Source organism: Methanoregula boonei 6A8 (genome assembly GCF_000017625.1).
Taxonomy (GTDB): Archaea; Halobacteriota; Methanomicrobia; order Methanomicrobiales; family Methanospirillaceae; genus Methanoregula; species Methanoregula boonei.
This window is the reverse complement of record NC_009712.1, coordinates 134,342-158,625: the sequence shown is the minus strand read 5'-3', so window position 1 is coordinate 158,625 and position 24,284 is coordinate 134,342. Positions and strand designations below refer to the sequence as shown.

Annotated in this window: 21 protein-coding genes; 10 read left to right on the top strand and 11 right to left on the bottom strand. The window is 55.4% G+C overall.

Features of this window, described 5'->3' with window-relative positions; all coding sequences use genetic code 11:
- Positions 1–60: 60 nt before the first annotated feature.
- The 3 genes from MBOO_RS12870 to MBOO_RS00815 form a co-directional block, all read right to left on the bottom strand.
- Complete coding sequence (locus tag MBOO_RS12870; RefSeq protein ID WP_011991172.1) at positions 61–3,180, bottom strand: response regulator; 3,120 nt, start codon at positions 3,178–3,180, stop codon at positions 61–63.
- A gap of 161 nt (positions 3,181–3,341) precedes the next feature.
- Complete coding sequence (gene ribB, locus MBOO_RS00820) at positions 3,342–4,019, bottom strand: 3,4-dihydroxy-2-butanone-4-phosphate synthase (protein WP_011991171.1); 678 nt, start codon at positions 4,017–4,019, stop codon at positions 3,342–3,344.
- Positions 4,012–4,680 (bottom strand): DUF120 domain-containing protein, encoded by a 669-nt coding sequence (locus MBOO_RS00815; RefSeq protein ID WP_011991170.1) that lies wholly within the window; start codon positions 4,678–4,680, stop codon positions 4,012–4,014. Before MBOO_RS00815 ends, ribB begins: the two co-directional genes overlap by 8 nt.
- Before the next feature lie 135 nt (positions 4,681–4,815).
- Here MBOO_RS00815 and MBOO_RS00810 point away from each other — a divergent pair, with 135 nt between their 5' ends.
- The 4 genes from MBOO_RS00810 to MBOO_RS00795 are packed head-to-tail and all read left to right on the top strand — an operon-like array spanning position 4,816 to position 8,130.
- Positions 4,816–5,526: a helix-turn-helix domain-containing protein gene (locus tag MBOO_RS00810; RefSeq protein ID WP_011991169.1), complete on the top strand. Its 711-nt coding sequence runs from the start codon at positions 4,816–4,818 to the stop codon at positions 5,524–5,526.
- Entirely contained in the window at positions 5,520–6,572 is a 1,053-nt protein-coding gene (locus MBOO_RS00805; protein ID WP_011991168.1) for a hydroxymethylglutaryl-CoA synthase, read from the top strand. Before MBOO_RS00810 ends, MBOO_RS00805 begins: the two co-directional genes overlap by 7 nt.
- Positions 6,569–7,735, top strand: coding sequence for a thiolase domain-containing protein (locus MBOO_RS00800; RefSeq protein WP_011991167.1), 1,167 nt, complete (start codon positions 6,569–6,571; stop codon positions 7,733–7,735). Before MBOO_RS00805 ends, MBOO_RS00800 begins: the two co-directional genes overlap by 4 nt.
- Positions 7,736–7,737: 2 nt before the next feature.
- A complete protein-coding gene (locus tag MBOO_RS00795; protein WP_011991166.1) occupies positions 7,738–8,130 on the top strand; it encodes a Zn-ribbon domain-containing OB-fold protein in 393 nt (130 codons plus the stop codon).
- Between the two features lie 40 nt (positions 8,131–8,170).
- Here the strand turns inward: MBOO_RS00795 and MBOO_RS12865 are convergent, their stop codons facing one another.
- Positions 8,171–9,355 carry a restriction endonuclease gene (locus tag MBOO_RS12865; RefSeq protein WP_052291878.1) on the bottom strand — a complete coding sequence of 395 codons (1,185 nt, stop codon included), beginning with the start codon at positions 9,353–9,355 and terminating at the stop codon, positions 8,171–8,173.
- 438 nt (positions 9,356–9,793) lie between these two features.
- On the opposite strand from MBOO_RS12865, the gene MBOO_RS00785 reads away from it, so the two are divergent.
- The 4 genes from MBOO_RS00785 (at position 9,794) to MBOO_RS00770 (ending at position 14,339) form a co-directional block, all read left to right on the top strand.
- Positions 9,794–10,006 carry a type II toxin-antitoxin system HicB family antitoxin gene (locus MBOO_RS00785; protein WP_011991164.1) on the top strand — a complete coding sequence of 71 codons (213 nt, stop codon included), beginning with the start codon at positions 9,794–9,796 and terminating at the stop codon, positions 10,004–10,006.
- Positions 9,993–10,223 carry a type II toxin-antitoxin system HicA family toxin gene (locus tag MBOO_RS00780; protein ID WP_048068183.1) on the top strand — a complete coding sequence of 77 codons (231 nt, stop codon included), beginning with the start codon at positions 9,993–9,995 and terminating at the stop codon, positions 10,221–10,223. The genes MBOO_RS00785 and MBOO_RS00780 overlap by 14 nt, the downstream gene beginning before the upstream one ends.
- Positions 10,224–11,074: 851 nt before the next feature.
- Complete coding sequence (locus MBOO_RS00775) at positions 11,075–13,480, top strand: hypothetical protein (protein WP_048068182.1); 2,406 nt, start codon at positions 11,075–11,077, stop codon at positions 13,478–13,480.
- Positions 13,481–13,778: 298 nt separating this feature from the next.
- Entirely contained in the window at positions 13,779–14,339 is a 561-nt protein-coding gene (locus tag MBOO_RS00770; protein WP_011991161.1) for a hypothetical protein, read from the top strand.
- A 56-nt stretch (positions 14,340–14,395) separates the two neighbouring features.
- Here MBOO_RS00770 and MBOO_RS00765 read toward each other — a convergent pair whose 3' ends face one another.
- The gene (locus MBOO_RS00765) at positions 14,396–15,196 is read right to left on the bottom strand and encodes an alpha/beta fold hydrolase (protein ID WP_011991160.1); all 801 of its coding nucleotides are present in this window, start codon (positions 15,194–15,196) and stop codon (positions 14,396–14,398) included.
- A gap of 98 nt (positions 15,197–15,294) precedes the next feature.
- On the opposite strand from MBOO_RS00765, the gene MBOO_RS00760 reads away from it, so the two are divergent.
- The gene (locus tag MBOO_RS00760; RefSeq protein WP_011991159.1) at positions 15,295–15,945 is read left to right on the top strand and encodes a YczE/YyaS/YitT family protein; all 651 of its coding nucleotides are present in this window, start codon (positions 15,295–15,297) and stop codon (positions 15,943–15,945) included.
- Between the two features lie 43 nt (positions 15,946–15,988).
- On the opposite strand, the gene MBOO_RS00755 is transcribed toward MBOO_RS00760, so the two are convergent.
- The 6 genes from MBOO_RS00755 to MBOO_RS00735 all read right to left on the bottom strand — a co-directional run bounded on the left by MBOO_RS00755 (position 15,989) and on the right by MBOO_RS00735 (position 23,537).
- Positions 15,989–16,450: a hypothetical protein gene (locus MBOO_RS00755; protein WP_011991158.1), complete on the bottom strand. Its 462-nt coding sequence runs from the start codon at positions 16,448–16,450 to the stop codon at positions 15,989–15,991.
- Between the two features lie 40 nt (positions 16,451–16,490).
- The gene (locus MBOO_RS00750; RefSeq protein WP_011991157.1) at positions 16,491–17,915 is read right to left on the bottom strand and encodes an amino acid permease; all 1,425 of its coding nucleotides are present in this window, start codon (positions 17,913–17,915) and stop codon (positions 16,491–16,493) included.
- A complete protein-coding gene (locus MBOO_RS00745; RefSeq protein ID WP_011991156.1) occupies positions 17,912–20,221 on the bottom strand; it encodes an Orn/Lys/Arg family decarboxylase in 2,310 nt (769 codons plus the stop codon). Before MBOO_RS00745 ends, MBOO_RS00750 begins: the two co-directional genes overlap by 4 nt.
- Positions 20,222–20,436: 215 nt before the next feature.
- Positions 20,437–20,604 carry a hypothetical protein gene (locus MBOO_RS13700; RefSeq protein ID WP_157677547.1) on the bottom strand — a complete coding sequence of 56 codons (168 nt, stop codon included), beginning with the start codon at positions 20,602–20,604 and terminating at the stop codon, positions 20,437–20,439.
- Positions 20,605–20,678: 74 nt separating this feature from the next.
- Positions 20,679–23,063, bottom strand: a complete 2,385-nt coding sequence (gene lon / locus MBOO_RS00740) for an endopeptidase La (protein ID WP_011991155.1) — start codon at positions 23,061–23,063, stop codon at positions 20,679–20,681.
- A gap of 54 nt (positions 23,064–23,117) precedes the next feature.
- A complete protein-coding gene (locus MBOO_RS00735) occupies positions 23,118–23,537 on the bottom strand; it encodes a MarR family winged helix-turn-helix transcriptional regulator (RefSeq protein WP_011991154.1) in 420 nt (139 codons plus the stop codon).
- 135 nt (positions 23,538–23,672) lie between these two features.
- On the opposite strand from MBOO_RS00735, the gene MBOO_RS00730 reads away from it, so the two are divergent.
- Complete coding sequence (locus tag MBOO_RS00730) at positions 23,673–24,125, top strand: phosphate-starvation-inducible PsiE family protein (protein ID WP_048068181.1); 453 nt, start codon at positions 23,673–23,675, stop codon at positions 24,123–24,125.
- The last annotated feature ends 159 nt before the right edge of the window (positions 24,126–24,284 follow it).

The following is a 24,284-nucleotide window of genomic DNA, read 5'->3' as shown; positions in this document are numbered from 1 at the left end:
CAGGGACGCTATTTAGTGGTGATGAAAAAAGTGTGGATGGGCGGGATACGCCGTCACCCATCAGGTGCGGGCTGGCAGGTACAAGCCTTCCGGCACCACGATCTCAAACCTGGCGCCGCTGCCGGGTTCGCCGGTCTCCCGGATTTCGATGCCGGTCAGGGCAAGGATCTCCCGGATCAAAAAGAGGCCAAGGCCGGTGTTTGATCCCACGCCCTGCCGGAATATCTGCTCCTTTTTGCCGGCCCTGACACCAACACCATTGTCTTCCCAGGCAATCACCAAAGCCGTACCCTCCGGGTGGCACGTTACCCGGATCTCTGTCACATGTCCCCCGTGCCGGATCGAGTTGTCGAGGAGGTTGGCAAACACTTTCTCGAACATCGCGTCTGCATATACCCGGAATCCCTGTACATCCGGAACCAGGGAGACCATTTCCGGAACCTGGTCCCGGGGTATCACCGCTTCGAGTTCGATCCACCGCGGTTCGTGGGATCCGACATCCTGGTAAATCCGGGTAAACTCCATCTGAGCCCTTAACAGATCTATGGCAGACTCCATCTTTTGCAGGTACGCCTCCTGGCCGGGATCCGTGCACTTCCTCTTGACAATGGCAAGATAACCTAAAAGTACCGTAATCCGGTTGAGGACATCGTGCCGGGTAACGCTGCCAAGGAGGGTGAGCTGGCGGTTTGCACGCCGGAGCGCCTCTTCGGATTTCCAGCGCCGGGTGACATCGGTGGTCACCCCCCGAAATCCGGTTACCTTCCCTTCGCTGTCTTTGACCCGTGATGCACGGATCTCTACCATCATTTCATGCCCGTCGCAGTGGCGGGCAGGAATTTCGAAGGGGACAAGGGGACTGTCGTTAGAAATGTACTTTCCCAGCTCACGGCGGGCAAAATCCCTTCTCTGCTCTGCAACCAGGTCAGAGGTCAGACCGCCTTCGAGTTCCTCCGGTGTATAACCCATGACCCTTTCGACCGTAGGGCTGATGTACCGGATTTTCCCCTGCAGATCGATCTCCCAGACAATATCAGGCAGGGTTTCCACGAGATCCCGGAACCTCTTCTCGCTCTCCCTTCGTGCCTCTTCGGAGTGCTTACGTTCCGTAATATCTTCCGATGTAAAAAGACGGAACGCTTTGTTGTCAATCGTGAGGAGCTGAGAGGTGAACCGGCAGGTCCGTATCTCCCCGGATTTTCCCCGGCACTGCAGATCCATCCCGTAAACAGACTTTCCGGTCTGTAGCACGGAGATCAGATTCTCGCGCTCCCGGGCGTCGGAAAACAGCCTCAGATCCTCTGCAGTTTTCCCGATTACCTCCTCCCGGGTATAACCGGTATCCTTGAGGAATGCATCATTGACATCGAAAAATGTCCCGTCAGTTGCCGAAACGAGCGTGAGCGCAATCGGGCTGCTTTTAAAGACCGTAGCAAATTTCTTTTCAGATTCCAGTACTGCTTTGTCGGCATTCCGGCGTCCGGTGATATCCCGGAAGTACCATATCCGCCCATAGTATTTTTTATTCTCCCCGAATACCGGCGATGAAAAGCGCTCCAGTATCCGTCCGTCACGAAGGGACAATTCCTCGAAACTCTTCTCATCATTATGCTCGTACAGGTACCGGACCCGGGCAAGGAATTTTTCAGGATCGACCAGCTGGCCATTAACCTGCTGAAGCAGCAGTACATCACGACCCTGCTCGATGAGTTCCTGGGGGATCTTCCAGAGCTCAGCAAATTTCCGGTTGTAACTGAGGATCTTCCCGGTTTCATCCACGATCAGGATACCATCGGGAGCAGTCTCCTGTTGGGTGGCAAGCAGGGTATTCTTGAACGCGATGTCCTCATAGGCCTTCCTGCGCTCGGTGGTGTCCTGGATGACACCGATGACCCGCACCGGAATGCCCCGGGCATCCCTTTCGAGCCGGGCAACAGAGTGGATCACTTTCGGGCCCGATCCATCTGCAGGACGGATAGTATATTCGAGATCATAGTCCTTCCCGGAGGCGATCAGGTCCACGAGGGCCTGGTGGACCCGCTCCCGTTCCGGGATGCAGGATTCGATATCTTCTATCGGGAGATCCCGGGCTGTTGCCGGATAGCCGAAGATGCGGAGGCCTTCTGCAGAGCCCCAGATCGTGCCGGTATCTAACCGGTACTCCCAGCTGCCGGTCCGGCCGACAGCCTGTGCCATGGCCAGCCGCTCCTCGTTTACCCGGAGTACCTGTTCGCTATGGGCCAGCTTATTCACCTGGCAGGTGAGTTCCTCCTCCGTGGCCGAGAGCTGTTCGTTGGTCTGCCTGAGCTCCTCGTACTGGGTCCGCAGCTCTTCTTCCGTCAGCGTGACCCGTTCGTATGCTGCCCTGAGGTCCTGCTCGATCTTTTTTAGGGCCGTAATATCCCGTATGACCTCGATAGCACCGGTGACCTCCCCTTTCTGGTTATAGAGGGGGCTTGCCTTTGCCATGATGTCGATCCGTCTGCCTTTTGGAGCTGCGAGACTGGTCTCTGCGCTGATCGCGCCGCCATCATGCACGATATTAGTATAGTATTTCAGGATCTTCTCATCAGGCTCATAGATCATGTCAAGGAGGAAGGGTCGCCGCTCCCCGTACGTTGACAGGGCGTACTCGTAGTCCCCTTTCCCCAGAATCCCGGATGCCGGAACCCCGGTAATATTCTCGTTGGTACGGTTCCACGCAATTACGCGGCCGGTCCGATCAACCGCAAGAATTGCATCAGGAAGGAAATCAATGATATTCGCAAGACGCTGCTCCGATTCGTGCTGCGAGCGTTCGGCCTCTTTCCTGCGCACGGCCTGCCGGATCTTATGCAGGAGCTCGGCAAACTGGGCGGTCGGATCCCCGCCTTTCTGGAGGTAAAAGTCCGCACCATTGTTGATCGCCTCAATCACGATCTCCTCCCGGCCCCGGCCGGTGAAGAGGATGAACGGGAGATCTCCAAACCGCATCCTGACCTCTTTTAAGAATGCGATCCCATCCATACCCGGCATCTGGTAATCGGAGACAACGATATCGCAGGATAGTATCGCGGGAGAGTCCAGCGCTTCCTGTGCAGAAACAAAAGACATGGCGTCGATTTCACCGGAGCGTTCCAGGAAAAGCCGGGCTATTTCTAGGAGATCCGGTTCGTCGTCAACACAGACTACGGAGATCATGTTCGTTTCCCGGATCGGAGGGATAATCTAGTGAAAGAGTACGATGCTACAAAAAGATTCCTATCCTTTAGAGATCCCAGGAGGGGAGTACGTATGCTCACAAAAATTCTCCGCTGGCCGGAGACGAAAAAGAAGAAAAGCCGGAGAAAGGAGAGGGGCGGTTATTTCTGCTTCTTTGCCGATTCCCAGCGGTCGAGCACCTCTCGTCCTTCGACAAAGACAAGGTCGTGCTTCTTTGCATATGCTTTTGCGCGGGTTTTGGGGAGTGCGTAACCGGACTCGTCGTCCAGCATCTCGCAGATGGTAATAGAGGGGGTGACCCCGGCCATCCGGGCGAGGGCTACCGAGAGTTCAGTCTGCCCGTGGCGCTGGTCGAGCAGGTCGTCGGCCGCACGCAGGAGGGCACAGTGACCCGGGGTGCGGAAGTGCTCGGAAAAGTGCGCCCCGCCTCCGTTGAGCGATTTTTTTACCTGCTCGGCCACTGCAGTAATGGTGAGCGCCCGGTCCCGGTCCGTTATCCCGGTAAACGTGTTCTTGTGGTTGACCCAGAGCGAGAACGATGAATGGTTTTTACGGTCGTACGGGATCTCACCTTCCTGTTCGGCGATCTGCGTGTTTTTGAGCGCATCGCTTGCAAACGGCAGACCCAGCCGCTCTGCCGCCACCGGGTCGATCGCGGTACAGATCAGCCCGCCGCCATCTTTTCTCATCCGGAGGATGTCCTTCGGCGTTACCGCATCGGACCGGATCGCAAAATCCGTCTCCCCTTCCCGGTCATCGAAATCGTACAGAAGGATCATCTTTCCTTCACGCAGCGCCGTTATTGCATCGTCAATCATAAGCCACCTCGACATTCACCCGGTCGTTTTCTTTTACTCCAAGAGCATCCCGCAGTCCCACGGGCGCGATCACTTCCACGATATCCTCCGGGTAATGGCTGCGGCCGGGCACCACGATCCCGCAGGGGATATCATTGATCCGGCAGGGCATGCACCGCACCTCCCCGAATGTCCGGCCCTCGGCCGAAAAGCCGTGGATCGGGATCCAGGTCAGGGAATCGATCTTCTTCCTGGTCGGGATGTCGGACCCGGAGAGGCGGAGGTTGAGCGTACCCGGGTACGGCTCAAAGCCGAGATGCCGGAGGAACTGTTTCTTGTACGGCTCCAGGCTCATGTAGTACCTGCCCTCGCCAAGTCCGCTGATCACGATCCCGGGAAGAGTGTAGTGGCCGCCTTCGTGTGCAAAGAGCCGGCAGTACTCCGCGTACTCGCGCCGGAGTCCGTCCTCGCCCTCTTTTGTCACGGTAATGTGCTGGCCGTCCGGGTTTAAGGTCCGGGAGATCAGCCGCTGGCCCTCAAGTGCCTTGAGGCGCCGGGATGCGGTCTGGGGGCTGGTCTCAAGTACCTCGCCGAGTGTCTGCGAGGAGATGAAGACCGGTTCCCGCATCCCGCCCATGAGGGCGAGCGCCTTGAGGCATTCGAGATCTTCGGCAAGCACCATGCTTATCAAAATTGAGATGCATCCTATATATGGATTGCTTTCCTGCGCATTTTTGTGGGTTTAACGCCGAAGATTCGCTTTTTGTCGAACGTTGATTCGTTAGGTATTTAACGGGCAGGGTTGATCTAACTGAGCATGAAATCCGGTCTGCGAAACCAGCTCGCCGAGAAGATGGCGGGCGAGATTACGCTGTCGGACTCACCGGGGCTTGCGCTCAAAAAGTGGCGCCAGAACTTCGAGATACCGCCGGGCGTCCTTTCGGACCGCCTGGGGGTATCACCCTCCGTGATCAGCGATTACGAGAGCGGCAGGAGAAAGAGCCCCGGAACCGCCGTGGTCGGCAAGATTGTCGACACGATCCTCACCATCGATGAGGAATCGGACGGCAGACACATTCACAAATTTTCCTCCATGCTCTTTAGTGGCGTTGCCGATGACGTGATCCTTGACATCCACGAGTATACGAACCCGGTTGCATTGAAAGAATTGACCGATGCGATCGGGTGTTCGCTGCTCTGCGGGTCAATGGACCAGACCATCTTTGGCTATACCGTGGTAAACAGCCTCAATGCGATCCTCCAGCTCTCGGCTGAGGAGTTCAACCGCATCTATGGCTGGAGCACGGAACGGGCGCTCATCTTTACGCACGTCTCGACCGGCAAGTCGCCGATGGTTGCGATCCGGGTCACGGCTTTCAAGCCGCGGTCCGTGATCCTCCAGGGGATCAGTGCCGAAAACGTCCACCCGTTTGTAGCAAAGATGGCGGACCGGGACCACATCACGGTGCTCTGCACAGAGATGGAGATTGACCAAATCGTGAGTACACTGAGGGAGAAAGAATGGTAGGCATCATTACATACGGTGCGTATATTCCGAGATACCGGATCAAGGTTGAGGAGATCACCAAAGTCTGGGGCGCAAATGCCGCAGATATTACCGGGGGACTGGGCGTTTTTGAAAAGTCCGTCCCCGATCTCGATGAGGATGCCGCAACGATTGCGGTCGAGGCAGCACGGAATGCCTTAAAGCGGCGCCACGTTGACCCCGCAAAGATCGGGGCCGTGTACGTGGGCAGCGAGTCTCACCCGTACGCGGTGAAACCCACGGCCTGCACGGTAGGGGAAGCGATCGGTGCAACGCCCGTGATGACGGCAGCCGATTTCGAGTTTGCCTGCAAGGCGGGAACCGCCGGCATCCAGACCTGCATGGGCCTCGTGAAAAGCGGCATGATCCCGTACGGGCTTGCCATCGGCGCCGATGTCTCGCAGGGTGCGCCAAGCGATGCCCTCGAATATACGGCAGCGGCCGGCGGGGCAGCGTATATCATCGGGAACGACAACCCGATCGCAACGCTCAACCACACCTGCTCGTTTACCACGGACACACCGGACTTCTGGCGCCGCGAGGGCCAGGACTACCCCCGGCATGGCGGCCGGTTCACGGGCGACCCGGGCTACTTCAAGCACGTCAAAGGCGCAAGCACGCTCCTCTTTGAGCAGTGCAGCACTTCGCCCAAAGACTACACCTACGCGGTCTTCCACCAGCCAAACGCGAAGTTCCCGCAGAAGGTGGCAAAGGACCTCGGCTTTACCTCAGAACAGATCAAGCCCGGCCTTGTTGTCCCGTGGCTTGGGAACACCTACTCGGGCGCATCGCCCATCGGCCTTGCAGCAACGCTTGATATCGCAAAACCCGGCGACCGGATCTTTGTCTGCTCGTTTGGGTCCGGCGCAGGGAGCGACGCGTTTGATATCACGGTGACTGAGGCAATTGCTTCAAAAGACTTCCACCGCGATGCTGCCCCTGGCGTAATGCAGCTCTTAAAAGACCCCATCTACCTGGACTATGCACGGTATGCAAAACACAAGGGAAAGATCGTGATGCAATCATGAGAGACGTAGCAGTTATCGGGATCGGGTGCACGAAGTTCGGCGAGAAATGGGAGAGTTCCTTCCGTGACATCTTTGTCGAGGCTGGGACGCTCGCCCTTGAAGATGCACAGCTCTCGGGCGAGAAGATCGATGCGATGTACGTTGGTAACATGAGCGCGGGCCGGTTCATCGGGCAGGAGCACATCGGTGCCCTGATTGCCGACTATGCGGGCATGGCAACCCGGCACATCCCTTCGACCCGTGTCGAGGCGGCCTGCGCATCGGGCGGCCTTGCATTCCGGCAGGCAGTCATCGCGGTCGCAAGCGGGATGGAGGATATCGTTGTCGCGGCCGGCGTCGAGAAGATGACCGATGTCGGTTCGGACGAGAGCACCGATACGCTGACCGGCGCTGCCGACCGTGAATGGGAAGGCTTCATGGGCGCAACGTTCCCGGGCCTGTACGCGATGATCGCAAACGACTACATCCACAAGTACGGCATGACCCGCGAGCAGCTGGCGCAGGTTGCAGTGAAGAACCACTACAACGGGGCACGGAATCCCATCGCACAGTTCCCAAACGAGATCACGCTTGACACCGTAATGAAGTCCACGATGGTTGCAGAGCCCCTCCGGCTCTTTGACTGCTCGCCGGTGACGGACGGGGCGGCGGCAGTGATTGTCGCACCGCTCGACCGGGCAAAGGAGTTCACGGATACGCCGATCAAGGTGCTCGCAACCGCACAGGCAAGCGACTCGATCGCGCTGCACGACCGGCGCGACATCTCGACCCTGGACGCGACAGTTGCCGCAGGCCAGCGTGCATTCAAGATGGCGCACCTGACCAACAAGGACATCAACATGGTCGAGGTGCACGACTGCTTCTCGATTGCAGAGATCTGCGCAATCGAGGATCTCGGGTTCTGCAAGAAGGGAACGGCCGGCAAGTTCACCGCTGACGGAGAGACGGCTCTTGGCGGGAAAATCCCGGTGAACACGAGCGGCGGCCTCAAGGCCTGCGGCCACCCGGTTGGTGCAACGGGCATCAAGCAGGTGTACGAGATCGTCCAGCAGCTCCGCGGCGACGCAGGAAAACGCCAGGTCGAGAACGCAAAGATCGGCATGACGCACAACGTGGGCGGGACGGGTGCAACAGTTGCCGTTCACATCCTCGGGAGGGTCTGATTATGACGGTTGCACGGTTCTGGCGGCACCTGCCCCAGCGCTACAACATGGTGGGAACAAAATGCGAGAAGTGCGGCAGGCACTTTTTCCCGCCACGCTCCTTCTGCCCCGACTGCCGCCGGGCAGGAAAGATTGTCGAGCATAAGTTCAAAGGCGAAGGAACGGTTGTCACCTTCACCGTGATCCACACGGCGGCCGAGCAGTATTCGATGCTCACCCCGTACGTGCTCGCGATTGTGAAGCTGGACGAAGGCCCGCAGATCACCACCCAGATTGTGATGGACCCGGCAAAGGCGAAGATCGGCATGAAGGTCAAGAGCGTATTCCGCAGGATCGCCACCGATGGCGAGAGCGGGATTATCCACTATGGGACGAAGTTTGTGCCGGTGGAATGATTTTTACTTCTTTTTTAGGGTTCTAAAAAGTTAGGGAATGCTACCAACAATTATCGTATCTTCTTTCGGATTTTATTTCTTGTTTACATTTTGAGCAATATTTTCTACTCTTCCATTTTTTCCCCCCACACCGAGGACAAATCTTCTTGGCGTCGTCATTTAGCTTTTTTATTTCCCTTTTTGCTGTTTTCTCCTGCTTCCGTTTCTCAAGGAGTAACTTTTTTTCAGCTTTTTTCTCAATTATTGCATTTTTTTCGTGTTCTATTTGCTCTTTTTGCCTCTGTTTATCTTTTTGAATAGCATCAAAAATTTGATCAATATTGCAATTTAAAAGATATTTCCTAACTAAATTATGAAACGTATCTTTATCCCATAATTCAATAGGTGAATTCTGAGATTGAGTTATAGCATTTTTTGTGAAATGGGAAGTTGTTATAAAGATACAATGACTGGCATTGATAAAATGCATACTCCCAAGGAGTTGTTGTATCAACACATTTCCAATAAGATTTTTTTCATTATGTCTTTTGCATTGAACAGCTACAATCTGTTTTCCCTTTTTTGCAATTATATCAATTCCATAATCGCCTGTTTTCTTTGTCACTTCAGTTGTATACCCCATTTCTCGCAATAGCATTGCAACAAAATATTCAAAGTCAAAGGGAGAGATGTTTTCAAAGTTTTTCGCAAGTCCAATTTTTATTTCGCGTAATTTCTGTAGATCTTCAATCGGAACCCAATTATTATCAAATAATTCGAAACCTTTGTTTTTTTGAGTTTGAATTAAGGATATTGCAACTACAATATCAGCAATTTCTTTTGATAGAATTCGAATTTCTTCATCAGTTTCATTTAATTGGATTTGTAATTTTTTTATATCCTTATGGATATTTTCTTTGTTAGGGATTAAATGTAAAATTTCATTTTTGATCTTTTTAGTCTCAAAATAATTACCCACGGATTTTAGAGGTTTTAGCAGGCTCAATTCCTTATCAATCAGTTGGCCATTTTTTGCGTTGATCTCTTGAGATAATATGTCTAAATCAGATTCTCTCCTTTTGATCAATTGTGTTGTCTCAATTTTTATTTTCTCCAAATGAAGAAGGGTCCTATGATGATGAGACTTCTCCATTTCGTATTTATTTAATAAAATGACACTTTCAGAATCCGTTTGCATATTTTTCCAGATTGAATCATTGATGATGAATACGATATAATTATCCATTTATTGTCGAAAGTTGCAGTACCGTCTTCGCACCCTCCCCCCGGCCGCCCATCTCCCCAACACCCTGCCCGACGGGACAATCCCGGCCAGCCCGAGACCCACGGTCCGGCACCCCTAATCCGGGCCCGTATCAGCCCCGGATTACCCCCCACCTGGTGCCAGAGGGGAATTATTGCCCAAAATGAGGGAATAATTCGGCCCAAAAACCGATGTTTCTCGCCGGAGAAAGTGAGGTAATAATTAGCAGCATTTGGACGGCCGATCTCCTCCTCATAGGGCCTCCGGCACGTGGAAATGAAATAAAGGCCTGTTTTGGGGGTCGGGATTATCGCGACAGTGTCGCAACTATTGATATTCTTTCCACGATTCGAACCAAAACCGGTTTGCCCCAACAAAGATTTTAGAACAGGACGACCCAATGAAACATAACGGAAGATCATGTCAACTTATACTGCCGTACTCCACAAGGAAGACGATATGTACGTGGCGGAATGCCCTGAGGTGGGTACGGTCAGCCAGGGAAAAACTTTTGACGAGGCGGTCAGCAATCTTAAAGAAGCGACCGAGTTGTACCTGGAGGAATTCCCCCAGACCAAAAAGAAGCGTGCAATCCTGACCACCTTTGAGGTGTCGTCGGTTGCCACATCATAAGCCGGTCTCCGGTGACGAAGTCATCAGGGTTCTCTGCAATAAATTTGGTTTTACTATTTCAGGAAGATCCGGCAGCCATGTGCGGCTCTCGAAAATAACCGCTGACGGAAAAACCGGGACTGTTGTCCCGCTGCATGATGAAGTAAAGCCGGGAACTCTGCGGGGCGTACTCAAACTGGCAAAAATCGATATCGAGGACTTTTACCGGTGCATCTGATCCATTATGACGCTGCACAGGTTCCTGATCGTCATTGAAAAGGCAGGAAAAAAAATTATTCGGCATATTCCCCGGATCTCCCGGGGCTTGCGTCGCAACGGGAAAGACTCGTGAGGAAACAAAAAGAGCGGATGCATGAAGCAATCGAGATGCACATCCGGGGGCTTCTCGAATACGGCATGCCGGTCCAAAAAATTCCATTCATCCGCAACATTTGTCGCGGTCCAGGCAGAATAAGAACCACCGTCACTATTTTTAGGTCTCCCGAAGAAAAATACCTGTAAATTGAGGTTATTTATCAAAAATACGCAAAAATAAGGCCGTTCTCATTGGCGGGCCATAGAGGCCCTTTCCACCCCGTTTCTCAGGAAAATCGACCATTGGTATGTCAAAATGAAAACTCACCCAGATCTTGGGGGTCTTTTTTGAGGGTTTTAATCGCGTATTTTTGCAATCGGGGCTATTATAACGAATATTTCCGGGTACCTCAAATCCGGGCGTTTTACGGGCGTTTCCGGCCCGGGATCCCAAGAATCGGAGGCCATATAGGGCCCGGATTATTGGGGCAGGGACGAGATTCAGCATCCCAAAACGGGGGTAACCGGCCCTGTCTCACTTCAGTGAAGGCACCATAGTCCCGATAAAAACCGGGCGGTTACTTTCCAGCCAGCCGCTCCTGCTTTCCCGGCGCCGGCCATAATCACCGCAAAAAAAATTTCACTCAACGCCGCGTTTATCCCGAACTTTACAAATAATCACTATTGGTTATCTTGGGTCATCGGCATATATTTTCGAGCATAAGTCTTGCAGTTGCGGTCCTGTTCCTGCTCTCCGTCTCGGTCCACCCGGCTATGGCAGCCGACTCCGTCAATAAAATGACGACCGACTGTGCGGGATGCAGCGCCGGGGATCTCTCGTCTGTCCCCGGCTTTGAAGGGAAAAAAGTCCCGGTCACGGAAATCCGGGAGGTTACGCAGAACCGTGGAACAAATGTTCACCCGGCCACAAACCGTATGAGCTCGGCGGCAGCAGCACCCGCAACCCAGCTCCATCAGATCGGCACTGTCTCGCTCAGTGTCGCAGATCCCCGCACAGAAAATTCCGCTACAGCCCAGGGAAAGCAGAGTGCTACCCTGCAGGCAGCAACAGACGGGGCCGGATCTTCAGGTGACCTGCCGGACGCCATCACAGCCAACCTGAGCAGCGAGGGCTTTGTTTTTACTTCCGAAAGCGAGGTCCACCTGTATGAGACAACGCTCACGTCCGACGATTTCCTCTCCCTCAACAGCTCGCAGAAAGATACACTTGCCGCTGCAGGATTTATTTCCGCCTCCACCGATACGATCCGGTCGTACCGGGACGTGACCTATTACACGTTTGCCAACCAGACCACCGGGAGCGAAATCTACGTGATGGCGATCCAGCAATTGGACGCCGACGGAAATGCAATCGGCGACCGGCATTACTCGGTCAGCCCAGAATTCCCCCTGCAGTCTGGCGCTTCCCACGCCGGGACTGCCCGGACGGCGGCCGCATCGACCATTGACCGGAACGGTTCCTGCTTCTGGAACTGGGTGTCCGTTTCCCTGCTCATCGTAGTCCTCATCATTGATCTCGCCGTCCTTATCTCATCGGGTACCTTGGCCGATGGAGACACGTTTTACTTCGGAGAGTACAGGGTGATAATGGATATGGAATATGACTTAGGGATCAATATTTATAGACACGGAAAGACGGGTTCAGGACTGATTAGAGTGAAGGATTATGAGATTGATAGGGATGTATTTTATGCCGCAGGCATCCTGACCGGCCTTGTCATCCTGATCCTGCTTGCGTACGAGATCTACAAGCTGGGTGTTTGTATGAAATGGTGGGATGAGATCAGCTGGGACTCGGTAGCATGGACATACCAGGAGCGGGCCGGCTATGCCGAAAATGGGAAGACCCTGCCAGTGGCCCTGCACGACCGGATCGCTATTGCGCTTCCGGCCAACACCAGCGCTGACAAAAATGCAGCATGGGTGCCGGACCTCACCGGTGCCGGCGGCCTGGTCATCAAAGATACAAAAAACGAAACGCTTGGCAACAGCACGATCCAGACCTGGCTCTTTGAGGCAGATAAAGAAGGCCCGCAGCAGCTGACCGTCCGGTACACGACAACAGCTCCCATCCCACCCGATATCCCCACAACAACATTTACTCTCCTGCTCCCGGTCCTGCCCGGGAACTGGAAGATTGCATTCGTGGACAACTCCAGCAGCCGGTACGGTACCGGCCTGTACACCTCCCTTGCCTTTGACCCGGCCGGGACACCGCACATCAGCTCGTACGATGCCGGGAACGGACGGATCCGCTATTCTTCCTGGAATGGTACCGGCTGGGAATCCGGGACCGTCGCAAATTCGGCAGGAACGTATTCGACCTCCCTTGCCTTTGACAAAACCGGGAACCCCGCGATCAGTTTCGGCGACGGCTACCATTTCGGGAACCTGATGTTTGCAACAAAGAACGGCATGAACTGGGAGACAGATACGGTCGCGTGGGGATTGGCCGGCGATGCAGGACAGGACTCGTCCCTTGCCTTTGACAAAAATGGTGTCCCGCATATCACCTATAATGACGGCCAGTCGTACGCAACCCTGAAATACGCAACCCGGAGCGGCACGAACTGGGAGACCTTTGAAATTGACATCGGAGGCTTTCTCGGGGACACCGGGTATGGCTCATCCCTGAAGTTCGACGACGGCGGCTTCCCTCATGTGGCCTACACTAACGGAAAATCATATGCCAGCCTGAGGTACGCAGAAAATACCGGCACCGGCTGGGACGTAACAACAGTGAATAACGGCGGCGGCTTGCTGGAATCCACCGGGTTCACACCTTCGCTTGCTTTTGACTCAAAGGGATTCCCGCATGTCAGTTACTATGATGCTTCAAAAAAAGACCATATGTACTCATCGTGGTGGAATGGCATCGGCTGGGTGACGGAGACCGTGGACCACGTCAACGATGTCGGCGAGTTCTCATCGCTTGCAATCGATGCAAATAACAATCCCCACATCAGTTACTACGACGCATCCAACCACGAACTCCGGTACGCCACAAAGATCGGGGACACTTGGATCAAGCGGACGATCGACAATGACGGAAAGGTGGGACAGTTCTCATCGCTTGCCCTCGACCCTGCCGGCCACCCCTGTATCGCATACTTCGATGATACCCACCATGCGCTGAAATATGCCGGATGGGCAGCCTGAACTGGACATCCTTATTTTTTATCAGATCTGCGGCGGGAGTACAACCCGGTCCCAGCCTCAGCTTTACCGCAAAAAAATTTCACTTAACGCCGTGTCTATCCACTTTTTAAAAGATATAAAAAGAGCAGTCAGGTTACGCCCATGAAAAATTTCACTGCGTTTTTTATTATCGCCGCCGTTGCCCTGCTCTGCCTGCCCGTATCGGGCCCGGATTTGGGGGGCAGGATTGCAGGAATACCCCGGTAACTATATCATATGCCAGACGGTATTCATTGTTAAAATCCAAGGGTGGGTGGAGATGACATTACGGGTTATATCCAGTGCAGAGATCGATGCACAAAACAAACTGATCGCGGCACTCAATGCCGACACCGAACTCAGAAGTTTAGCCACACCGGTAACTCAGACAACTGATTCGGACAAAAAAGACGACCTGATGAATGCACTCCTGAAGTACATTCCCGTCACAATCGTTGTCGGATACACATTCCTTGATTCGGTGTTCCGTGCGGTCACGCCGGTTCCGGAAACGGTCTGGATGGCAAGTTTTGTCGCGCTGCTGATCCTGGCATTCATCCTGACCTACCAGATAACCGCCGGCTCCGAGATTCCTATTGCCGCAATGCTGGAAGGAAAAGAGAGTGTAAAAAAAGCGATTGCGGACTGGCAGGCCATTATCCGGAACCAGAGGATCAAACAATCGGTTATTGCGGTGATCGCATTTGCCGGATATGTGATGTGCCTTGGAGGACCGTTTACCTCGCTGTCATGGTGGCAGGCCTATTATGGTTCGGTTGCGCTTGTTTTTGCCACGGTTCTCATCGCCATCATCGCAGCAAAGGACCTGCTGGCATCGTAATCCTTCTTTTTGTCTCTACCGCTAATTGTCAGCGCCGTCCAAAAAAACCGGATGCCTCAATATAGGAAATCAAGCACGGTCTCACCAAACCGGTCCGGGCATTGGTACATCAGCCCGTGACCGGCGCCCGGAAACTCCACAAGTTTTGCACCCGGGATTTTTCCGGCAAGCAGACGCGAGTTTTCGCACGGAACCACCGCATCTGCATCCCCGGTGATCACGAGCGTCCGCGACCGGATGTTTTCGAGCCGCGAAAACGTACCGGGCCATGACAGGAATGCTGCAAGCTGCCGTGCAGCGTTTTCATCGCTTGTGATCTCCTCCACGGCCGGGCAGTACCGGAACGGATCGTGGGTGGCGAGCCAAAAAGACGGGAAGAGAAGAGGGAGCATGCGGTTCACAACATCGTCAATTGTCCCGCTCCGGTCAATGAGCCGGGCAAAAACGTCCGGGTCAGTCCGCACCGCTTCGGTCCCCCCGCAGTCCCCGGAAACCAGTACGAGCCGATCCACTTTTTCCGGGAACGCGAGTTCCAGTTCCTGCGCAATGCACGTCCCCATGGAAAAGCCAAGCACATGGGCCCGGGTGATCCCCAGGTGTTCCATCAGACCGGCCGTGTCCCGGCTAAAGAGCGGGATCGAAAACGATTCCGCAGAAGCGCCCGAGTACCCCGTGCCCCGGTGGTCAAACACGATCACCCGGAAGTGCCGGGCCAGGGCATCGAGAACCGGCGGGTTCCAGGTGTCCATCGCGGAGGCAAGGCCGTTGATGAGAACAAGCGGAAAACCGGTCCCGTACGTGCGGTACGCAAGTGTCACATCGCCAATTGTGCAGGTCTCCGGAGGGGGCAGGGCCATTGAACGATCTTTGCTACCGGAGATAATAGAGCATTCCTGCACCGGCCTTTTTGGCCACTACCCTTAATGGGGATCGGATGAAAAATATCTGAGCTGCAATGTCATCTGCCGGACTCGCAAAGCGCTGCATTATCCTTCTTTGCGGCCTTTTTCTCATGGGCCTTGGAATAAGCCTTGTCGTCCGCTCGACCCTTGGGACCTCTCCCATCTCAAGCGTCCCCTACGTGCTCAGCCTTGCCTTCCCGCTCACGTTTGGCGAGTTCACCTTCCTTATCACCCTGATCTTCTTTATCGCCGAGATCGCAATCATAGGAAAGGATTTTCCCCGGCCCCAGTACTTCCAGATCCTCATAGCCCTGCTCCTTGGCACTTTTGTCGATGTGGGTATGTTCCTTTCTGCCGGCGTCCAGCCGGGGATCTACCCGGAACAGATCGCCATCGTATTCCTAGGTTCCGCCGTCCTTGCCCTTGGGATTTTTTTGCAGATCACGGCAAATGTCATTTTGAACCCGGGCGAAGGCCTCGTGCGGGCCATTGCGGAAAAGACGCACAAACGTTTTGGGATCATCAAGGTTATGTTCGACACCTCTCTTGTGGCAGGCGCCGCCGTCATCTCGTTTGCAGCGTTTGGGACCATCGAGGGTTTAAGGGAAGGGACCGTCATCTCAGCAGTCCTTGTCGGGTACATCATCCTCGGCTTTGCCCTCTGTTATACCCGGTACGATCTCGGGAGATTCCTCAGCGATTAACCGGGCCGGGGCCGGCAAAAAAAAAGAGATCCTGCCGGGCACACTAGAGCTGCACACCCGCAGCTTTTGCCGCCTGCTGGAGTGCCGGGGCAAGTTTTGCAAAGATCGGGCTGTTGGCCGGTGTTGCATACACAACGTACTGGCCGACCACGATCAGGCTGCCCACAGTTCTCCCCTTGCCCGGTGCATGGGCATAGTAGAGCCGGACCGCGGCATCGCGGGAATCTGCGCTGTCGAAAGCCTGCGTTGCGATGATCGCGGTATCACCCTCGGGATCGGTGAGGGTATAGGACTTCCCGCCAAGGGCACCGGTCATGTTCCAGAGCGTACCTTGGACGCTCACGATCGAGATACCCGCGGCATCGGCTGCTTCTTTTACCGGTTCTCCGGTTACCGTGAAGTACGGGGCTTCGCTGTAGAGCAGGCCTAGGAATGCGAAGGGCAGAATAAACACCACCACAAGGAATACCGCAAGGGCGATCTCGCCGTTTTTGCTCAGGGTCATACGCATCCTCCTGATACAGCCTTTCCTTTCACACGTGAAGTCATGGGTTTGAACCTCCCTGGGTTTTTTTGGACCAGCCCGGATGCTTGAATTTTAAAAAGACAAGCGGGGGCACGGCTAAGAGGAACGTTCCCAGCAGCACCGCGGAGACATAGGTGACCCAGCTGGTGAAAAATGACGGTGGCATGAGCCCGACAATAAAGGCAAAGGTCGTGCCAAACAGCCCCAGTCCCCCGACAATCCAGATGCCGGTCTTCCCGCCCGGGATCTTAAAGGGCCGGGGCGTATCCGGCTGGCTGTACCGCAGCTTGATGAGCGCGGCAAAGACGAGGATGTACACGATACAGAGCAGTTCGACCGTCATTGCCGAAAGGATCCAGTACGCCTGGTTGACCGAAGGCAAAAAGACATAGAGAAGCGAGACCACCGAGCCGATCAGCGCCTGGATGACGAGCACCGCAACCGGTGCGCCGTACTTGTTGGTCCGGTCAAAGATCGGGGGCATGTTGCCCTCTTCTGCAACGATCCCAAGACCCTTTGCCGGGCCAATAAGCCAGGAAGCAAGATTCACGACACCGCCCAGCGTGATCAGAAGCGCCATGGGGCCGACAAGCCATGCGATCCCGGACGCGTCAAAGAAGTACTGGATCGCCTGCATGACCCCGGAGGCGAGGTTGAGCTGGCTTGCCGGAATAACAATCGCAATGGCAAGCGTTGCAAGGACCGTGCAAATCACAATGATCACGGCCGAGAGCGCCATGGCCTTGGGGTAGTCCCGCTGGGGATTTCTTGTCTCAAGCGCATGGAACCCGGCCATCTCCATGCCGGCAAAGAGGAGAACGACTGTGGCAAAGAACGGAAGCGTGGAGAGATTGATCGTCGGTACGACCTGGCCAAATGAAAAGTGCGGCAGGACAATAGCCTGGCCCGAACCCAGCCACCAGAGGCCAAGGATGATGATGAGGAGCGAAGGGACGATGCTCCCCAGGATCACACCCACGTTGGAGAATTTTGCGGATGCCTCCTCACCGAAGTACGCAATGGCCGTGGTGCCCCAGAACACGATCATCATAACGGAAAACATGAACCAGGGGTTGCTCGCCAGGTTCGGGGTGAGTGCAAACGCGAGCGTGGATGCGGTAAACGAGAGCACGGTCGGGAACCAGACAAGGTTGTTGGACCATTCGCAGAAAAGGGCGGTAAATCCCCCTTTCTCGCCGAATGCCTGCTTGACCCACGCGTACACACCGCCGCCTTCGGGCCAGCCGGTTGCCAGTTCTGCCCCCGCAAGGGAGATGGGGATCAAAAACAGGATAGTCCCAAGGATGTACCAGCCGATACACGACCACCCGTAGATTGCCATGGACGGGAAATTCCTGATGCTCAGCACGGCCGCCACGTTGATCATGGCAAGCGCAAAAACGCCGAGCACCTTTTTGTTTACTACCGGTGCGTCGTCGCTCATCGTTTCTTCTCCTTTACACAGATCATCCTGTATTCACCTTTGATGCTCTCGATCCCGTGGGTGTCGTGCTCAAAGCCGGGGAAGCGCCGGTCAAAATCCTGCAGCGAGAGCAGGTACTGGAGCACCGGGCCGGTCTTTGGCCCGGTCTTCTCGCCAGGTGCAAGCAGCGGGATGCCCGGCGGGTAGGGCACGATACCTGTTGCCACGATGCGGTTTGCCGCCTGCGCAACCGGTATCTGCTCTACCTCGTCCCGCACGAGTCTCTTGTAGGATTCCGCGTACGTGATCACCGGCTCCGGAAGGGCCGAGAACGCTTTCTGGAGCAATCCACACATGTTGTGGTCGCGCTTGAACGCGTGCATCTGGGCCGCAAGCTCCGGCAGGGTCATGCCGCCGTACCGATCCGGCCACTGTGCCACAAGGTCAGGGAAGACCTCGTCAAGCGGGGCGTTCTCATCGTAACGGCGTTTGAACTCGAAGAGCTCGGTAATAAGGGTACCCCACTTGCCTTTCGTGATCCCCATCGAGAAGAGGAAGAGGATCGAGTAATCCCCGGACTTCTCATTGATGATGCCCCGGGTGTCCAAAAACTTGACAACAATGGCTGCCGGGATGCCCCATGCAGCAAGCGATCCATCCTCTTTGACGCCGGGCGTGAGCACGGTCACCTTGATGGGATCGAGCATGCAGTAGTTGTCGGGCAGGTCCTCAAAGCCATGCCATGCATCCTTCGGGTGCAGCACCCAGCACGAGGGGTTATCCCGCAGGGTCTCCAGGGGTGCCGTGGCAAACGCGATCTTCTTTTTGGTTTTCGGATCCGTGACGGTGTCCGGCTGCCACATGGGGAACCACCAGTCGGTCCTGGTCTTGCCGGTCCCGATCTCCTTTTCGATTCTTGCCATCGTGCGGCGGAACCGGATTGCTTCCTCGATTGACTCGGTCGTGAGCAGCCTTCCTGATGCCCCGTCCATCATCTTGGTGGACACGTCCAGCGATGCGATGATCGTGTAGAGCGGGGACGTGGAGCTGTGCATCATGAACCCCTCGTTGAACCGGGCATGCTCGATCGGGACACGGCCGTTTCTTACATGGACCATGGACGCCTGCGAGAGCGCGGCGAGCAGTTTGTGGGTTGACTGGGTGGCAAAGACGGTCGGGCCTTTCTTGTCCTTTGCCCCGTCCCGCATGGCAAACCGGTCGCGGTAGAGCGGGTTGAACCGGGCATAGCCGTACCATGCCTCATCGAAATGGATGCTGTCAACGCTTTTTCCCAGTTCCTTTTCCACTTCCACCGCATGGTAGCAGAGGCCGTCATAGGTCGAGTTGGTGACAATCGCGTGGACCGGGGTTTTGTCGGGAAGGTTTTTTGCTAAGGGGCAGGCAGCGATCTTTTTCCTGATAGCTGCCGGTGTCATATCGGAGGGCGGGATCGGGCCGATGATCCCGTACCGGTTCCTGGTCGGGACCATGTACACGGCGACAGAGTGAGTCATGGTGAGCGCATGCTCGGCCGATTTGTGGCAGTTCCGGTCCACAAGGACAACATCGTTCTCGGTAACCCGGCCAAAAAAGACGATCTTGTTTGCCGTTGAAGTACCGTTTGTCACAAAATAGGACATGTCGGCCCCGAAGACCTTTGCGGCGTACCGTTCGGCTTCGCCCACCGGCCCGGAGTGGTCGAGAAGCGAGCCAAGCTCCCCGACCGAGATGGAGAGATCGGACCGGAAGAGCTGTTCGCCGAAGAATTCGAAAAACCGCCGCCCGGCGGGCGTCTTGCGGAACGCTGTCCCACCGGCATGGCCCGGCGTGTGCCAGGAATACTCGAAATCCTTGGAGAACTTCACGAGTTCCCCGAAAAACGGCGGCAGCAGCCGGTCCTGGTACCGCTTTGCTGCAGCCGAGATACGCCCGGCGATAAACTCGGAGGTGTCCTCCATCACGTAGAGGTACTCGTTAATCTCCTTGAGTACATCCACCGTGATCCCGATCGGTGGCTCGCTTGTGGGCTCTGCCATGAGGAAGATCGGGAGATCTTCGTTGATGCAGCGGATCTGCCGGATCAGTTTGAGCGTGTCCTGCTGTGCCTCCTTCTCCCGGTTACCCAGGTTCCAGTCGATGAGGATGCAGTTGACCGAGGGGAGGTTGGAATACGCGGTTCGTGCATCCTCAGGCGAGGCAATATCGGCAACAAAAATCTCATATTTTTCAAGGTCGCGGATAATCCGTTTGATCGCCCTGCCATGAGGGGTATCCTTATGGATCTCGTCATCTATGACCGCAACAACAAGCCGCTCTGGGGAACTCATCGTGTACTCCTCTGCAGTCTCAAAAACTGCAGCAGTCTCTTCGGATAATCCGGTTTCCTGCGCATATTTGCTTCCTTTGATATCCTCCCATTTAAATAATTTGGATGAATTCCGGGAAAAAACATGCAATTGTACCGTGCAGCGGTTCTGCCGGAAGAAAAGGAAAGGGAAGGGAAAAAAGCCAAAACAGCTGAAGTGCCGGCCCGGAATACTTTTTAGAAAATATCGGAGAGCGACCCGTCAGGGTTCATGACAAAGGTCGAGCCGCAGCCATCGGGACCTGCGCACATGCAGAAATGGCCGTCAGAGCCCAGATCCTCATGGACAACAACGGTATCCTCCCGCTGGCAGACGGGACAGGCAGGGAGTATATGGTGAACCATGCTTCCCAATGTATGGGACCCGGCAAAAATAGAGATTGTGGTAGGGACAATTATTGCCGGTCTCCCCTACCCGATCAGGCGTTCTGGACCGGTACAAGGCCGGTCCCGGCCGGCACGGCAACAATGCGGGGAAGCTCGATCCCAAGTGCCTCTTTGAGAACCTCCTCCACATTCCCGACCGGCACAAAGGCCAGTTCGGCCCGGACATCTTCAGGGACATCGGGCAGATCGCGCTCGTTCTCCTTGGGCAGGAGGATCTTTTTGATCCCTGCCCGGTGGGCTGCAAGCACCTTCTCCTTGATCCCGCCCACCGGCAGCACCGCTCCGGAGAGTGTGATCTCGCCGGTCATCGCAAGCTCCGGGTCCACGGTCTTTCCCGTGATAAGCGAGGCAAGAGCCGTAAAGATGGTGATACCGGCAGACGGGCCGTCCTTGGGGGTCGCCCCCGAGGGCACATGGATGTGGATGTCGCTTGCGATAAAGTTGAAACCCTTCCCACTGCCCGCAAGCCGGGATCGGATCAGGCTGGATGAGATCGTAGCCGACTCCTTCATCACGTCGCCGAGCTGTCCCGTGAGGGTGAGCTTGCCGGTCCCGGGCATGAACGTCCCCTCGATAAAGAGGATCTCCCCCCCCACCGGAGTCCAGGCTAGGCCCGTCACCACGCCGGGCACCGGCTCTTTTTTGGCCACCTCCTGGCGGATCTGTTCTTTCCCGAGAATCGAAAAGACCTTATCCGGCGTGACCACAAACGGCAGCTCTGCAGTGCCGGAGACTATCTTCTCAGAGACATGCCGGGCGATCATAGCAAGCTGCTTCTTGAGCCACCGGACCCCGGCCTCCCGGGTGTACTTCTCGATTACCTCCCGCAGGGCGGCATCCTCGATCCGGAGCTTATCCGTGTCAAGGCCGTGCTCTTTTAAGATCTCCGGAATCAGGTGGTCCTTTGCAATGGCAAACTTCTCGTTTTTCGTATAACCTGATATCTCGATGAGTTCCATCCGGTCGAGCAGGGGTGCCGGAATCGTGGCAAGGGAGTTTGCCGTTGCAATGAAGAGTACATCCGAGAGATCATAGGGCACCTCAAGGTAGTGGTCCGAGAACGAGCTGTTCTGCTCCGGGTCCAGAACCTCGAGAAGTGCGCTTGCCGGGTCGCCCGCATAGGAGGTGGCAAGCTTGTCGATCTCGTCCAGGATAAAGACCGGGTTTTTCGTCCCTGCCCTCTTGATGCCCTGGATGATCCGCCCGGGCAGCGCCCCGACATATGTCCTGCGGTGCCCGCGGATCTCGGCCTCGTCGCGGACGCCGCCAAGGCTCACCCGGACGTACTTTCGCCCGAGCGCTTCTGCAATACTTTTGCCCAGGCTTGTTTTCCCTGTGCCGGGCGGGCCGGCAAAGAGGAGGATCGAGCCCTGTTTCTCCTGCCGGAGTTTCATGACTGCAAGGTGCTGGACGATCCGTTCCTTTACCTTCTCAAGCCCGTTGTGGTGGCTGTCGAGCACGCGCCGGGCCTCCGCGATATCGATGTTCTTTTTCTCCTCGGTCACCCAGGGAAGGTCGAGCAGGAGGTCGAGGTAGTTCCGGATCACGGTGCTCTCGTGGTTCTGGGGCCCGCCGGCCTCGAGTTTGTGCACCTCAGCAAGGGCTTTTTTCCGGATATCCTCCGGCATCTTTGAGGCCTCGACACGCCCGCGGTACCCGGCATCGCCGGCCCCTTCCCCGCCTTCTCCCAGCTCCTCCTGGATCACCTTAAGCTGCTCGCGGAGCATGGCCTCGCGGTTGGATTTTCCCACGCGCTCGGAGACCTTCTCGGCCATCTCCATCCGGATCCGGATAGTCTCGCGGGTCCTGATAAGGAGATCGAGAAAACCGATGTACCGTTCCTTCTTCGACGAGATCTCAAGGAGCGCCTGCTTCTCGGCAAGGTTTGCCGGCAGAAACGGCATCACAAATCCCATGATCCGGTCTACCGATTCCATCCGTTCGATGGGCCGGGTGAACTGCCCGGAGCCGGAGAAGCGGTGGCTGATCTCGAAGATCGTGCTCTTGATATCGGAAAGTATCCTCTCCTGCAGGTCGGCTGTGAGGTCCTCCGCATCCGGCACGGTTTCGCACCGGGCGGTAAAGTGGCCGTCCTTCCCGGCAAGGGCAACTGCCTTTACCCGGTGTTCGGCTTCGGCGCTGACCAGGTAGCCATGGTCTGCCGGTTCGACGTGAGTGATCTGGAGAAGGTTCCCGATCCCGTAGAACGAGTCGGGGGTGAGATCCGCCAGGCGGATTCCGCTTTTTACCGTGAGGCCGATGGCAAACACTTCGTTTCCCTGTGCAAGGGAGGCGACAAGGTACCCTCCGGTCACCGGGTCCACCGGGAATTTTGTCCGGCTCCCGGGGTACGTCACGATCTCAAAGAGGGGTATAACCAGTTTTTCTGCGGTGTCTTCGTTGCTTTCCTGCTGCATTGTTGCTCCGTTATTTAGTTTGATTTTACCTAACTAATTGCCCGGCGAAAAAAATTACCGGACTTTCCTTAAGATCTCCACCAGGAGATCCAGTTCATCCTGGTCAAGCGTCTCGACCATCCGTTCGATCAGCCGGCGCAGGGCGGCTTTTTCTGCCCTTGCGATTTGTTTTCCTTTCTCGGTCAGGTGGATGTAGCTGATCCTCCCGTCATCGGGACATGGCGCCCGGCACGCGCACTCCATCCGGACAAACCGGTTGACCATCTCGGTGACCGTGGGCTTGGAGGTGTTGGTGATCTCTGCAAGGCGCGTGAAGGTCACATCCCCCTGCTCATCGATCGTCCTGAGGTAGGCGATCTGCCTAACGGTTATTTCCGAAAGCCCGCACTCGGAGAAGATGCTGCAGGAGCATTCATCCCGCATCCGGGAGAGCTTTGCAAGCTCTTCGAAGAGCTGCTCCTGCAGGTCCACCATAGATCGATCCTAATTAGTTAGGGGATGCCTAATTATAAAGGTACGGATCGGGTCAACGGCCGGGTAGACAATATCGCTAATACCCCGGGAATTTTTCCCGGAGATTATTTATCCACGGCTCGGACACATTTTGCTATGGACGCGACCACAATCTTAAAAAAATTTGAGACCATCGTGTACTACATCCTCATCACACTCTTTGCGATCATTGTTGCCTGCTCGCTTGGAGAATTAATCTACATTGTGTACGAGGCGCTCTTTGTCAATTCCCCGCTGCTCCTGGAAAACAGCGAGCTTTTAGGCATCTTTGGGTACTTCCTTCTGGTACTGATCGGTGTCGAGCTGCTGGCAACGGTCGTGGCATATATCAACGAGAAGGTGATCCACGTTGAGGTGGTAATCATGATCGCCATCATCGCAATTGCAAGAAGTGTAATCCTTCTCGACACCGTGAACACGGATCCCATGGATATGTTCGGGATCGCTGCGATCATCATTGCACTCTGCGCCGGGTACTTTCTCCTCAGGAAAGGGGGACTCAGGCAACAGAGAGAATATAACCCGCCAAACGCTCGGGTACCGGAGTAAACCATTCAGTCCCGCCCGGCCGCAATATCATACAAAACGTGCCACTTCCCCGGCAAGTACGATCGCACCCCGGTCCCGATGTACCTTGAGGGGTTCTGTTCCGGGGCATGCGGCTCCCCTCAGTACAGATCGGTTGAGGAAACGGCCTTCCTTCCCGAC